Raw genomic sequence first — 14,353 nt, 5'->3', positions numbered from 1 at the left:
GCTATATACATAATTAAAGTTTGGTTCAAATCAACAATGAATGGATTGTTACTGTGTGGCAGGCAAAACCAGATTTTATAAATTGACCGCAACACTGCTTTTAGGCAGTTTTGCTGTCGGTCAGTTTATAAAGCCTGGTTTTTTTCTATCTATAAACAGCTTTCAGTACAAAAGACGGCAGAAGGTGATCTGCCCAGGAGTTGAGCAGGTATGGTAATCGGAAAAGTTATCAATAATAACGTCATATCTTCATGGGATGCAGATCACAATGAGATTATTGTCATGGGAAGGGGAATTGGTTTTCAGAAAAGGCCGGGGCAGACTGTCAGTGAGGCGGATGTTGAAAAAATATTCCGTCTGGAAAACAGTGATGTGCGCAGGCAGTTTGAAAATCTGCTGGAAAATATTCCTCTGGAGAACATTCAGGTGTCGGCGGATATCATTGCGTATGCCAAGGAGCAGTTAAATACCAGGCTGAGCCAGAACGTGTATTTGACGCTCACGGATCACATCAGCTTTGCCATCACACGGTACCGGGAGGGAATGGATTTTTCCAACGCGCTTTATCTGGAAATCAAACGATTTTATCCCCAGCAGTTTGAGATCGGCATGCACGCGCTAGACCTGATCGCGGAGTATACGGGAATCCGTCTGCCGGACGATGAGGCCGCATCCATTGCCATTCACCTGGTGAATGCACAGTTTGACACAAAGGTCCGGGATACCTGGCGGGTAACAAATGTGATCCGGGATACCATAAAGATTCTGGAGGAGGAGCTGTCCCTGCCGCCGGAGGATTCCTTTCGTATGGACTGCCTGCTGTCCAATCTGAAGTTTTTGTCTTACCGGATGCTGCTTATGCCCTCGGGGGAGGGGGAAGAGGATGAACAATTTTATCAATTTGTGAAGAGGTACTGCAGCAGGGAGTATCTGGCAGCCCAGAAGGTGAGAGAGCATTTGAAAAAAGAATACCAGTGTGAGATGACGGAGGAAGAACAGATTTATCTGACACTGTGGATTAAACAGACGGTCAGCTTTGAAAAACAAACTAAAAAGAAGGGAAGTATGGAGGATGGGCTTATTTGATTTTAAGAAAAAAAAGGAAATTTTACTGGGAGCGCCCGTGGAAGGAGAATGCGTTCCCCTGTCCCAGGTGAGCGATCCCACTTTCCGGGATGAGATTTTAGGGAAAGGAGTCGCCTTTCAGGCGTTGGGCGGAAAGGTTTTTGCACCTGCGGACGGGGAGGTGAGTACTGTTTTCCCCACCGGCCATGCGGTGGTCCTTACAACCAGTGAGGGAGTGGAAATCTTGATTCATATCGGTCTGGATACGGTAAAGCTGGAGGGAAAGCATTTTCAGATCAAAACGGAAGCGGGGAAACAGGTGAAGAAAGGAGAGCTTTTGATTGAGGCGGACATACAGGCCATCGAGAAAGAGGGATATGACTGTATGACGCCGATGATTATCTGCAATACGCCGGATTTTACCGCGGTGGAGGGGATCGCCCAGGGACATGTAAAGCCGGGGGACGACTGCCTGCGGATCAGGAAATAGCAGCGGGAAAACAGGACGGGGGTGAAGGCAGGACATGCAGAAATATGCAGGAAAAGGTGTTTCCAAGGGGACTGCGGCGGGGAAAATACGCCTTTATGCCAGAAAAGAGGCGGCAGCCCCAAAACGGACAGTGGAGGATGCGGAGGGGGAGCTTGCGCGGTTTGAAGAGGCCAGAAGGAAAGCGTCGGCCCGGATAGAGGGCCTGTATGAGAAGGCACTGAAAGAGGCCGGGGAGGAACAGGCCATGATCTTTGAGGTGCACCGGATGATGCTGGAGGATGCGGATTACCTGGAGGCGGTCCGCAGCCTGATCCGGGAGGAGAAGGCGGATGCGGAATATGCGGTGCGGACTGCTGGGGAGCAGTTTGCCCGGATGTTTTCGGAGCTGGACAATGACTACATGAAGCAGCGCAGCGCGGATGTGCTGGACGTTTCCCGTCAGGTTGCGGGGATTCTGGCAGGCGGGGAGGAGGAAGCGCCCTGGGAAGAGCCGGTGATCCTGTTAGCCCAGGACCTGTCGCCCAGCGAGACCATGCAGCTTGACAAGGATAAGATACTGGCATTTGCCCTGTGCGGGGGATCAGCCAACTCCCATACGGCGATCCTGGCCCGGTCCCTGAACATCCCGGCCCTGGTGCAGACCCAGGTGGAGTTAAAGGAGGAGTATGACGGGAAACAGGGTGCGGTGGACGGGTTTTCGGGAGTGCTTTATGTGGAGCCGGATGAGGAGACCCTTTCAGAGCTTCAGGAGAGAGAGGAAAGGCAGAAAGAGCGCCAGGGGAGGCTGGAGCAGCTTAGGGGCCTGGAGAACGAGACCCGTGACGGGAGAAGGGTGGAGATATATGCCAACATAGGAAGCGCGGAAGAGGTGGAGAAGGTGCTGGAGTCGGATGCGGGAGGCATAGGGCTTTTCCGGAGCGAGTTTCTCTACCTTGGAAGGGAGGACTATCCCACGGAGGAGGAGCAGTTTGAGATTTATAAGGAAGTGCTCTCCCGGATGGAAGGGAAAAAGGTGGTGATCAGGACCCTGGATATCGGAGCGGACAAACAGGCGGACTATTTCGGGCTGCCCAGGGAGGAAAACCCGGCGTTAGGGTGCCGTGCCATCCGGATCTGCCTGACGAGAAGGGATGTGTTTGCAGCCCAGCTGCGCGCCATCTACAGGGCGTCAGCGTACGGGAGGGCAGCGGTGATGTTCCCCATGGTGATATCCGTGGAGGAAGTGCGGAAGATAAAGGAGATCGTGGAAGAGGTAAAGAAGGAGCTGTCAGAGGAAGGGAAGGCCGTTGGGGAAGTGGAGCTTGGGATCATGGTGGAGACCCCGGCGGCGGCCATAATCAGCGACAGGCTGGCGGAGGAGGTGGACTTTTTCAGCCTGGGGACCAATGACCTGACGCAGTACACGCTGGCCATAGACAGGCAGAACCAGAGGCTGGAGGAATTTTTTGACGCCCACCACGAGGCGGTGCTGCGTCTGATAGAGCTGACGGTAAAGAATGCCCATGCGGCGGGGATATGGGCAGGGATCTGCGGGGACCTGGCGGCGGATGTGGGGCTTACGGAGAGGTTTCTGGAGATGGGGGTGGATGAGCTTTCGGTAGCCCCGTCCAGCGTGCTGTCTGTGAGGGAGGCGGTGCGGAACATCTGACGGACTGTAATATAGGAAAAGAAAGGAATAGGAAAAGAAAGGAAAAAGAGAAATGAAACAATTTGAGTACACCATTACCGATGAGCTGGGAATTCATGCAAGGCCTGCAGGCCTGCTGGTAAAAAAGGCCGGAGAGTTTGCCAGTACGGTGACCATTGACAACGGCCAGAAAAAGGCGGATGCAAAGAAGCTGATTTCCCTGATGATGCTGGCTGTGAAAAAGGGACAGACCGTTAAGTTTACACTGGAGGGTCCGGATGAGGATAAGGCGGCTGCGGCTCTGGAAGCGTTTATGAAGGAAAATCTTTAAAAATTTCTACTACATTTTCAAACTGTATTCGGAGGAAAAAGGTTCCTTTAGAATAAAATAATCCTGAGGCTAGGGCAGGAAGAAACGGGGGTTTATTATTTATGATGAAACATTTACAGAAGCTGGGCAAGGCCCTGATGCTTCCGGTAGCTTGTCTGCCGATCTGCGGTATCCTGATGGGTATCGGCTACCTGATGTGTCCCGCCACCATGCAGGGCGGCGAGATTACGGGAATTATCGAGAGAATCGGATTTTTCCTGGTGAAGGCCGGAGGAGCTCTTATAGACAATCTGGCGATTTTGTTTGTAATTGGTGTGGGAGTAGGCTTGTCTGAGGATAATGACGGAACAGGAGGGCTGGCTGCGCTGGTGTCCTGGCTGATGATCACATCTCTCCTCAACACATCCGTGATTACCACCATTATTCCTTCTATCGCGGCAAATGAGAATGCTGTGCTGGCCTTTGACAAAATTGTAAATCCTTTTATCGGTATTCTGGCCGGTATCATCGGCGCTGTGTGCTACAATAAGTTTAAGGGAACCAAGCTGCCCGACTGGCTGTCCTTCTTCAGCGGCAAGCGCTGTGTGGCCATTGTGTCCGGAGTTGTATCTATTATTGTATCAGCCATCCTGATGGTTGTATGGCCTCTCTTGTTCAGTGTTCTTATCGCAGTAGGCGAGGCCATCATCGGACTGGATGCAGTGGGAGCAGGTATCTATGCTTTCCTGAATCGTCTGCTGATCCCTACCGGTCTGCATCATGCCCTGAACAACGTGTTCTGGTTTGACACCATCGGAATCGGCGACCTGTCCCACTTCTGGGCAGGAGACACCTCCGCTGATGTCACCTGGAGTCTTGGTATGTATATGTCCGGCTTCTTCCCTTGTATGATGGGTGGTGTTCCCGGCGCGGCACTTGCTATGATACATACCGCAAAGAGCAACAAGAAGAAAGTGGCTATCGGCCTTGTGGCTTCCGCTGCAGTCTGCTCCTTTGTCTGCGGCGTTACTGAGCCCTTTGAGTTCGCATTCATGTTCCTGGCGCCCGGCCTGTATGTGATCTACGCTCTGCTGTATGGTATCTTTACTGTGATTACCGTGCTTTTGGGCTTCCGGGCAGGCTTCAGCTTTTCCGCAGGCGCTACGGATCTTCTGTTCTCCGCACCCCTGCCGGCAGCACAGAATACTTGGATGATTCTTCCTCTGGGCATTGCGGCCTTTATCGTGTTCTATGTGGTATTCAGGTTTGCCATTGTGAAGTTTGACTTAAAGACGCCGGGACGTGAGGACGACGATGTGGAAACCGAGAAAGCGGCTGTTTTGGCTAACGATGACTTTACCCAGGTTGCATCTATCGTTTTACAGGGACTGGGGGGAAAGGGCAATATCGCTTCCCTTGACAACTGTATTACAAGACTGCGCATTGAAGTAAAGGATTACACCCAGGTGGATGAAAAGAAGATCAAGTCTGCCGGAATTTCAGGTGTGATTCGTCCCAGCAAAACCTCGGTACAGGTAATTGTAGGTACTAAGGTACAGTTTGTGGCTGATGAAATGAAGAAAATGCTGAAATAAGAAACACAGGGAACATTAATTTTCTGATATTCTCTGCTGTCCCCTAGCACAGCAAATAGAAAGCGCCCTCAGGCCTGTCGGTCTGAGGGCGTATAAAGTTCTATTGACTTTCTGCAATACCTTTGATATGATACGAACAAAGTCAAGAGATTAGTTTCAGTGAAGGATAAATGGACTGTCACTGCATGGCAGGCAAGACCAGATTTTATAAATTGATCGCAACACTGCTTTGGGGCAGGTTGGCTGCAGTCAGTTTATAAGGTTTGGTTTTTTTATATAATTGACGCCGCATGCTTTTATGGGCGGCTTTGCGTCTGCGGATCAGGAAATAGCAGCGGAAAAACAGGACGGGGGTGAAGGCAGGACATGCAGAAATATGCAGGAAAAGGTGTTTCCAAGGGGACTGCGGCGGGGAAAATACGCCTTTATGCCAGAAAAGAGGCGGCAGCCCCAAAACGGACAGTGGAGGATGCGGAGGGGGAGCTTGCGCGGTTTGAAGAGGCCAGAAGGAAAGCGTCGGCCCGGATAGAGGGCCTGTATGAGAAGGCACTGAAAGAGGCCGGGGAGGAACAGGCCATGATCTTTGAGGTGCACCGGATGATGCTGGAGGATGCGGATTACCTGGAGGCGGTCCGCAGCCTGATCCGGGAGGAGAAGGCGGATGCGGAATATGCGGTGCGGACTGCTGGGGAGCAGTTTGCCCGGATGTTTTCGGAGCTGGACAATGACTACATGAAGCAGCGCAGCGCGGATGTGCTGGACGTTTCCCGTCAGGTTGCGGGGATTCTGGCAGGCGGGGAGGAGGAAGCGCCCTGGGAAGAGCCGGTGATCCTGTTAGCCCAGGACCTGTCGCCCAGCGAGACCATGCAGCTTGACAAGGATAAGATACTGGCATTTGCCCTGTGCGGGGGATCAGCCAACTCCCATACGGCGATCCTGGCCCGGTCCCTGAACATCCCGGCCCTGGTGCAGACCCAGGTGGAGTTAAAGGAGGAGTATGACGGGAAACAGGGTGCGGTGGACGGGTTTTCGGGAGTGCTTTATGTGGAGCCGGATGAGGAGACCCTTTCAGAGCTTCAGGAGAGAGAGGAAAGGCAGAAAGAGCGCCAGGGGAGGCTGGAGCAGCTTAGGGGCCTGGAGAACGAGACCCGTGACGGGAGAAGGGTGGAGATATATGCCAACATAGGAAGCGCGGAAGAGGTGGAGAAGGTGCTGGAGTCGGATGCGGGAGGCATAGGGCTTTTCCGGAGCGAGTTTCTCTACCTTGGAAGGGAGGACTATCCCACGGAGGAGGAGCAGTTTGAGATTTATAAGGAAGTGCTCTCCCGGATGGAAGGGAAAAAGGTGGTGATCAGGACCCTGGATATCGGAGCGGACAAACAGGCGGACTATTTCGGGCTGCCCAGGGAGGAAAACCCGGCGTTAGGGTGCCGTGCCATCCGGATCTGCCTGACGAGAAGGGATGTGTTTGCAGCCCAGCTGCGCGCCATCTACAGGGCGTCAGCGTACGGGAGGGCAGCGGTGATGTTCCCCATGGTGATATCCGTGGAGGAAGTGCGGAAGATAAAGGAGATCGTGGAAGAGGTAAAGAAGGAGCTGTCAGAGGAAGGGAAGGCCGTTGGGGAAGTGGAGCTTGGGATCATGGTGGAGACCCCGGCGGCGGCCATAATCAGCGACAGGCTGGCGGAGGAGGTGGACTTTTTCAGCCTGGGGACCAATGACCTGACGCAGTACACGCTGGCCATAGACAGGCAGAACCAGAGGCTGGAGGAATTTTTTGACGCCCACCACGAGGCGGTGCTGCGTCTGATAGAGCTGACGGTAAAGAATGCCCATGCGGCGGGGATATGGGCAGGGATCTGCGGGGACCTGGCGGCGGATGTGGGGCTTACGGAGAGGTTTCTGGAGATGGGGGTGGATGAGCTTTCGGTAGCCCCGTCCAGCGTGCTGTCTGTGAGGGAGGCGGTGCGGAACATCTGACGGACTGCAATACAGGCAGGTAATTGCGGAACCCGTTTTTGGTTATTAAGACCAGGTTCGTGGCTTTGTCAGCGAGTTTTGCAAACGCCTGGTAATATGGAAGAAGAAAGAAAAGACGGGGGAAAGGGCATGACAAGATTTGCGGTCATCAGTGATATTCATGGAAATTATATGGCGCTGGAAGCGTTTTTGGATTATCTCAGGAAGCATCCTGTGGATGGGATACTGTGTCTGGGGGATTACGTGACGGACAGTCCTTATCCGGAGCGCACAATGAGGCTTATTTATGAAATGCGGGAAAGCCGTCCCTGTGTTATGATCAGAGGCAACAGAGAGGAATATCTGCTGGAAAATAAAAAAAAGAGCCAGGGATGGAAGCCTTCCTCTGCAAACGGAGCCCTGTATTATACGGCCCTTCATCTATCCAGGGAAGATTTGGCGTTTTTGGAAGAACTGCCCCGGGAAGAGATTTTTTCTAAGGAGGGCTGTCCGGACACTTATCTGTGCCATGGCACACCGGGACAGATAAGAGGAAACGTAACCTTTGGCCGGGGAACCAGAGAGCGGGCTCTGGGGGCCATAGAGCAGGGATACCTTTTTGGAGGGCACAGCCATCATCAGGAAATTTTTACACAGGGAGAAAAGACCTATTTAAACCCGGGCTCTCTGGGGCTTGCCATAGACGGAGTGGGAGGAAGGGCTCAGTTTGCCCTGGTGACAGGACAGGCTTTACAAGGCAGGAGATCAAAAGGCGGGGAAGCAAAAGACAGCACATCAAAAGACGGCATATGGCGTATGGAACTGCTATCCATTCCTTATGATGTGAAGGGATTTCTGCGGGACTTTCAGACCAGCGGTCTGGAGGAGGATGGAAGAATCTTGTGCCGGGCCATAAAAAAGACGCTGGTTACCGGAATCAATTATTTTTATCAGAGTATCCTAGAGGTGCAGAAGGAGTCGCCCCTTCCTCTGGCACAGATTCCAGAGAGCGTGTGGGAGACCGTAGCAAGGAGATTGGAGCTTTAACCGATGAAATTTTTATTGACTGCCATTAATGCAAAATATATTCATTCCAATCCCGCCATCTACAGCCTGCGGGCCTATGCGGGGAAGGAGCTTTCGAACCGGATTGTACTGGCGGAGTTTACCATAAACCAGGACAAGATGGATATTTTGGCTCAAATTTATGAACAGAGACCGGAGGCGGTAGGCTTTTCCTGTTACATTTGGAATTGGAAGCTGGTGGAGGATTTGCTGAAGGAGCTGCCAAAGGTGCTTCCGGACACGGACATCTGGCTGGGGGGGCCCCAGGTGAGCTTTGGCGCAGAGGACATCCTGAGGAAATATCCGCAGGTTACAGGCATTATGGTGGGAGAGGGCGAGGCTGCATTTAGAGAGCTTATTACCCTTTACGAAAAAAGGGAGCAAGGAATGGACATAGATTTTGGAGCCTGTGCGGGCTTATGCCTGCCCCAGGGTTTCACCGGCCCCAGAGAGCTGTTAGATATAAACAGCCTGCCTTTTCCCTATGAGAACTTAGAGCCCTTTGCCAACAGGATTATTTATTATGAGAGCAGCAGGGGCTGTCCATACCGATGCAGCTACTGCCTTTCCTCGGTGGACAAGTGCATACGGATACGTGACATTAGTGTCGTAAAAGAGGAACTGCAATTTTTCCTGGATCACAGGGTAAAGCAGGTGAAATTTGTAGACCGAACCTTTAACTGCAGCCCGGTTCATGCCCTGGAGATCTGGAGGTATCTCCAGGAACATGACAATGGTGTCACTAATTTTCATTTTGAAATTTCGGCAGATCTATTGAAGGAGGAACATATCGCGCTGCTTGGCAGCCTTCGCCCTGGGCTGGTTCAGCTTGAGATCGGAGTTCAGTCCACAAATCCACATACCCTGAAGGCGGTGTGCAGAGTGACGAATTTAGAGCGGCTTGAAAAAAATGTGGCCGCCATCCGGGCGGGAAATAATGTACACCAGCATCTGGACTTGATCGCTGGACTGCCCTATGAAGACCTTGAGAGCTTTGCGGAATCCTTTGACAGAGTCTATGCCATGAAGCCCCAGCAGCTGCAGCTTGGCTTTTTAAAGGTGCTGAAGGGTTCAAAGCTGTACGAGGACGCGGAGCAATTCGGGATTCGCTATCTTGAGGAGCCGCCCTATGAGGTGCTTTCTACCAACTGGCTCTCCTTTGGACAGCTCAGGCACCTTAAAAAAATAGAGGAGCTGGTGGAGCTGTACTACAACAGCGGACAATACAGCCATACGCTCAGGCTTCTTGTAAAAGTATTTCAAAGCCCCTTTGCCATGTTTGCGTCCATGGGGGATTTCTTTGAAAAACAAAATTATTTTCTCAACAGCCCGGCCAGAGCCCACCGCTATGGGATACTGCTTCGGTTTGCGTGGGAATGCGACCCGGAAAGGCTTCCCGCCTATAAAGAGCTTCTCACCTATGACATGTATCTGCGGGAAAAGGCAAAAAGCAGGCCGGACTTTGCCCGGGATATGGCTCCCTTTAAAGAGGATATCCGGGACTTTTATCAGACGCAGGAGATTCAAAGGAGCTATCTGAAGGGCTATGAGGGATATGACTGGAAGCAGATGAGCAAAATGACCCATTTAGAGCCCTTCTTTTATCCCGTGTGGGAACCGGAGAAAATTGGGGAGGCAAAAGAAAAGCCTTGCTTTGTGCTGTTTGACTATAGAGAGCGTTCTCCTCTGACCGGAGAGGCGCGCACCACAATTTTAAGAAGCCATGGAAAGGGAACATATGATACGCTCTTACGTCAGCATTGACTTGGAAACCACAGGGTTAAACCCAAAGCTTGATAAAATAATAGAGATCGGAGCCGTGAAGGTGGTAGACGGCCAGGTTCAGGATACCTTTTGGACCTTTGTGAATCCAGGCAGACGGCTGGGAGAAAAAATCACGGCGCTTACGGGAATTAGAGATGAGATGCTTCAGGACGCTTTGCAGATCGGAGAGGTGGCGCCTTCCCTGTTTTCCTTTCTGGAGAATTATCCTTTGCTGGGGCACCGGGTTTTATTTGACTTTTCTTTCCTGAAAAAGGCGGCGGTGGATCAGAGACTGTCCTTTGAAAAGGAGGGAATTGACACCTTAAAGATTGCAAAAAAGTATCTTGGAGAATTGGAGCACAGAAATCTGGATTACCTGTGTGCCTATTATGGGATCGCCCATGAGGCTCACAGAGCCCTTGGGGACGCCCAGGCTGCATCGGCCCTCTATGAAAGGCTGGTCCGGCAGTTTTATGACCCCCAGGAAGAGGTGTTTTGTCCCTTTGTGCTGCAATATCAGGCAAAAAGGGACACACCTGCCGCAAAATCCCAAAAGGAACGGTTATATAGCCTGATTGCGCGGCATAAACTGATGGTGGACGTTGATGTGGAAAAGCTTACCAAAAGTGAGGCAAGCAGACTTACGGATAAGATTCTTGCAAGGTACGGACGATAGTCTTGCTGTTTGCGGAATGAAGGGACTGGGCGGTCTGGATTAAAAGGGGAATTTTGTCTCTTTGGCCGTTTGCGCAGTAGTATTCCGCCAGCCTGTAATAGGTGCGGCTTATGTCGGTTTTGGTGCTCACCGCAAATTCCATGATGGCGGCGGCCTGTGGGATAAAGCCGTTGTCCCATAAAAGATCCGCCCATTTCTGCAGGGTGCGCACCAGTACGGTATAATTTTGGTCGTAATCGGACAGGGCCGTAATATTGGCGGTGCCGTACTCCAGCTTTAAATCGGTGTTGGAATAGCCTGTGAGGTTGACGATGGGCTGGGTGGAAAGGGTTTTTAGGATATCCACACATTCCCTGACCGCAGGATTTTCTTCCATCAGGCTTAGGGGAAAGGTGTCTAAGGGGATTTTAATATAATCCAGATTGTCCAGAGGCTTTCGGCGCACGGAGTCGGCCAGGCGTTCCCTTTCCCAGAAGAGAGCTTCCGCCTTTTTGCTCTCCCTGCTTTTTTTGGAAAGGAGCATGGAAAGTATTAGTATAAACAGGATTAAACTTGCCAAAACCACTAAATTCATTTATAATATCCTTTCAGAGTTTGTTGTTTGAATCAGAAAAGAGGAGTAATTATGTTTCATTGGAATAAAAAAACGAGACAGCGCATCTCGGCAGCCATCATCGTTTTGCTGGTGCTTGCTATGGTGATTCCTACTTTATCATACTTTTTTTATTAATTCAAATTTTTTTGCACAGAGAAAGAGGATTTCAACCAGCTTTTTAAGGAAAGAATGAGGAGCAGTATGAAAAAATATTTGTGTCGGTGGTGTATGGCGGCTTGTTTGTGCCTGTGGGCGCTTACGGCCGGCATCACAGTAAGGGCTCAGGGAGAAGAGACTATAAAAACCGGTGTTTTTGCCGGGGAGATAGATTTGTCAGGCATGAGTGCTAAAGAGGCTTCCTCGGCTGTGGAGAATTATGTGGAAGGCTTAAGAGAGGTGGAAATCACACTGCTGGCCGCACAGGATCAGGAGGTGACGGTTACCGCCGGAGAGCTGGGTATCTCCTGGGCAAATCCGGAGCTTGTCCAGGAGGCCCTTACGCTGGGAACACAGGGCAACGTGATAGAGCGCTATAAGGTGCTGATGGATCTGGAGCATGAAAACAAGGTATTTGACATTGCCCTGGACTTTGACCTGCAGGCCATCAATGATGTGCTCACAAAGTGCACGGAGTATGATCAGGCTGCCGTGGATGCGTCCTTAAAGCGGACAAACGGCGTCTTTGAGGTGGTTCCCGGCGTCACAGGTTATATCCTTGACGTGGAAGCTTCTATTGACAGCGTGTATGATTACCTGACTGCACAGTGGGATCACAAGCCCTGCAGGATCGAGCTGGATATTGTGGTGGATGAGCCCAGAGGCACACAGGAAGAGCTTTCCCAGGTGCAGGATGTGCTTGGAAGCTTCACCACCTCCTATACAACGTCCGGTTCCTCCAGAAGCGCCAATATTTCAAATGGGTGTGAACTCATAAACGGCACTGTGGTCTATCCTGGGGATGAATTTTCCACCTACGAGGCAGTGGCGCCCTTTACACAGGCAAACGGTTATTATATGGCAGGCTCCTATCTGAACGGAAGAGTGGTTGACAGCCTGGGCGGCGGAATCTGCCAGGTTTCCACTACACTGTACAATGCAGTTTTAAATGCGGAGCTGGAGGTTACAGAGCGCCATAATCATTCCATGATTGTCTCCTATGTGGATCCTTCGGCGGATGCGGCCATTGCAGAAAGCTCGGGAAAGGATTTCTGCTTTGTAAATAGCACGGACGCCCCTATTTACATAGAAGGCGTGATAGAGAATAAAAGAATTACCTTCACTATATACGGCAAGGAGACCAGGCCGGCCAACCGTCAGGTCAAATACGAGAGCGAGGTGCTGGAGGTGATCAATCCCCCGGCAGATATGATTTATGCGGATGCAAGCCAGCCCATTGGATATATTGTTCAGGAGAGTGCCCATATCGGATATAAGGCAAGGCTTTGGAAGGTGGTTACCGAGGACGGGGTGGAGGTAAGCCGTACCCAGGTCAACAGCAGCAGCTATAAGATGGTGCCAAGAAGCGCTACTGTGGGAACAGCTACAAGCGATCCCGCAGCCTATGAGGAGATTATGGCAGCCATTGGAACCAACAGCATTGACCATGTGAAAAATGTGATAGCCCTTTTGACGGCACAGCCTGCGGATACCAACAGTGTGGAGATCGGAGAGCAGTAAAAAGACGCAGAAGGAGTTGCGATAGGACGGGAGGCTTAGATGAAGATCGGTAAGGTATCGGAGACAATTTTAAAGCGTTCCGTGCTGCGGCACATAAAAACAGAAGGAAAAGAAATCGTAAGCGGCGCAGGCGTAGGGGGAGACTGCGCCTTTTTCGCGTCCGGGGACGGCCAATGTGTTGTGAGCTGTATGCAGGAGGCGGCGCTCACTATTGAAATGGAAGGCACAGAGGAGGGAATGGAAGGTGCAAAAGATGGAATGCCCATAGGGCATTTGCTGCAAAAATGCTTTAACAACCTGGGGGCGGGAGGCGCCCGTCCCACAGCGGTGATGATCACCCTTCTTCTGCCAGAGCACATTCAGGAATCGGATATCAGGACAATTATGGAGCAGGCGCAAGCAACCTGCAGCGGACTGGGGGTTGCCATAGCGGGAGGACAGACCAGAATCTGCAGGGAAGTGAAGGCCCCCTGTGGGGTGGTGACGGGCTTTGGAAAGAGCGGCCTGTTAAATGGGCCGGGGAGGGCCGCGCCGGGACAGGATATTGTGGTCAGTAAATGGATTGGCCTGGAGGGAACGGCCTTCCTTGCCAGACGTTTCAAGGATAAGCTCCGGGAGAGATATCCTGCTTACTTTGTAGAGGAGGCCGCTTCCTTTGACCGGTATTACTCCATACTGCCGGAGGCCGCAGCAGCCGTGAAGTCCGGTGTCTGCGCCATGCACGACGCTTCCGAGGGAGGCATTTTTGCCGCTCTGTGGGAGCTTGCAGAGAGAGCAGGTACCGGACTTGCCATCGACTTAAGAGAGCTGCCGCTTAGGCAGGAAACTGTGGAGGTCTGTGAGTACTGTGGGGTAAACCCTTATGAGCTTTTGTCCGGGGGATGTCTCGTGATGACCAGCAAGGACGGACAGGCGCTTGCCCAGATCCTTTCGGAGCAGGGGATTCCTGCAAGGATAGTAGGGAAAATTACCGAAGGCAGCCGCAGAATCATCCGTAATGGAGAGGAAATCCGCTATATGGACCGGCCCCAGACGGATGAAATCTATAAATTATTACAGCGCTCATAAAATGAGTGCGGAATGGAGTGGAAAATGAGAGAAGAATTATTAGCTGTCATTGAAAAAAACAGCCGGATTGATTTAAAGGAGCTGGCGGTGATTTTGGGTGTAGAGGAGATAGACGTGGTAAACGAGATTGCCGCTTTAGAGGCGGAGGGTATCATCTGCGGATATCATACATTGATTAACTGGGAGAAAACCTCCGTGGATAAGGTGGACGCTTTGATTGAGGTGCGCGTGACTCCCCAGAGAGGCCAGGGGTTTGACGGCATTGCGGAGCGCATTTATAAATATCCCGAGGTGAGAAGCGTATATTTGATCTCAGGGGGCTATGACCTGATGGTGATTTTAGAGGGAAAGACTCTGCGGGAGGTGGCAAATTTTGTGTCTGATAAGCTTTCCACACTGGATACCGTATTGAGTACGGCAACCCACTTTATTTTAAAGAAATATAAAGACCACGGCACAGTG

13 protein-coding genes are annotated in these 14,353 nt (G+C 51.6%); 12 read left to right on the top strand and 1 reads right to left on the bottom strand.

Annotated features, from left to right (window positions below):
• Positions 1-210: 210 nt before the first annotated feature.
• From licT to AC1WIP_RS03685, 9 genes are all read left to right on the top strand, one after another.
• Positions 211-1,086: a BglG family transcription antiterminator LicT gene (gene licT, locus AC1WIP_RS03725; protein ID WP_481140549.1), complete on the top strand. Its 876-nt coding sequence runs from the start codon at positions 211-213 to the stop codon at positions 1,084-1,086.
• The gene (locus tag AC1WIP_RS03720) at positions 1,073-1,555 is read left to right on the top strand and encodes a PTS sugar transporter subunit IIA (RefSeq protein WP_481140548.1); all 483 of its coding nucleotides are present in this window, start codon (positions 1,073-1,075) and stop codon (positions 1,553-1,555) included. The genes licT and AC1WIP_RS03720 overlap by 14 nt, the downstream gene beginning before the upstream one ends.
• A gap of 34 nt (positions 1,556-1,589) precedes the next feature.
• A complete protein-coding gene (ptsP, locus tag AC1WIP_RS03715; RefSeq protein WP_481140546.1) occupies positions 1,590-3,203 on the top strand; it encodes a phosphoenolpyruvate--protein phosphotransferase in 1,614 nt (537 codons plus the stop codon).
• A gap of 52 nt (positions 3,204-3,255) precedes the next feature.
• The gene (locus AC1WIP_RS03710; protein WP_481140547.1) at positions 3,256-3,513 is read left to right on the top strand and encodes an HPr family phosphocarrier protein; all 258 of its coding nucleotides are present in this window, start codon (positions 3,256-3,258) and stop codon (positions 3,511-3,513) included.
• A 104-nt stretch (positions 3,514-3,617) separates the two neighbouring features.
• Positions 3,618-5,087: a PTS transporter subunit EIIC gene (locus tag AC1WIP_RS03705; RefSeq protein ID WP_481140550.1), complete on the top strand. Its 1,470-nt coding sequence runs from the start codon at positions 3,618-3,620 to the stop codon at positions 5,085-5,087.
• Between the two features lie 366 nt (positions 5,088-5,453).
• On the top strand, positions 5,454-7,067 hold the full coding sequence (ptsP, locus tag AC1WIP_RS03700) for a phosphoenolpyruvate--protein phosphotransferase (RefSeq protein ID WP_481140546.1): 1,614 nt from the start codon (positions 5,454-5,456) through the stop codon (positions 7,065-7,067).
• A gap of 129 nt (positions 7,068-7,196) precedes the next feature.
• Positions 7,197-8,093 (top strand): metallophosphoesterase family protein, encoded by an 897-nt coding sequence (locus tag AC1WIP_RS03695; protein ID WP_481140545.1) that lies wholly within the window; start codon positions 7,197-7,199, stop codon positions 8,091-8,093.
• A gap of 3 nt (positions 8,094-8,096) precedes the next feature.
• Entirely contained in the window at positions 8,097-9,875 is a 1,779-nt protein-coding gene (locus tag AC1WIP_RS03690; protein ID WP_481140544.1) for a B12-binding domain-containing radical SAM protein, read from the top strand.
• The gene (locus AC1WIP_RS03685; RefSeq protein WP_481140543.1) at positions 9,850-10,551 is read left to right on the top strand and encodes a 3'-5' exonuclease; all 702 of its coding nucleotides are present in this window, start codon (positions 9,850-9,852) and stop codon (positions 10,549-10,551) included. The genes AC1WIP_RS03690 and AC1WIP_RS03685 overlap by 26 nt, the downstream gene beginning before the upstream one ends.
• Here AC1WIP_RS03685 and AC1WIP_RS03680 read toward each other — a convergent pair.
• Positions 10,517-11,125 (bottom strand): hypothetical protein, encoded by a 609-nt coding sequence (locus AC1WIP_RS03680; RefSeq protein ID WP_481140542.1) that lies wholly within the window; start codon positions 11,123-11,125, stop codon positions 10,517-10,519. The genes AC1WIP_RS03685 and AC1WIP_RS03680 overlap by 35 nt on opposite strands.
• A 222-nt stretch (positions 11,126-11,347) precedes the next feature.
• On the opposite strand from AC1WIP_RS03680, the gene AC1WIP_RS03675 reads away from it, so the two are divergent.
• From AC1WIP_RS03675 to AC1WIP_RS03665, 3 genes are all read left to right on the top strand, one after another.
• Positions 11,348-12,823 carry a VanW family protein gene (locus tag AC1WIP_RS03675; protein WP_481140541.1) on the top strand — a complete coding sequence of 492 codons (1,476 nt, stop codon included), beginning with the start codon at positions 11,348-11,350 and terminating at the stop codon, positions 12,821-12,823.
• A gap of 39 nt (positions 12,824-12,862) precedes the next feature.
• Entirely contained in the window at positions 12,863-13,891 is a 1,029-nt protein-coding gene (locus AC1WIP_RS03670) for an AIR synthase-related protein (protein ID WP_481140540.1), read from the top strand.
• A 24-nt stretch (positions 13,892-13,915) separates the two neighbouring features.
• A partial coding sequence (locus tag AC1WIP_RS03665) for an Lrp/AsnC family transcriptional regulator (protein ID WP_481140539.1) occupies positions 13,916-14,353 on the top strand: 438 nt, incomplete at its 3' end.

Source organism: Acetatifactor sp., assembly GCF_982438285.1.
This window is presented reverse-complemented; position numbering and strand designations above follow the sequence as displayed.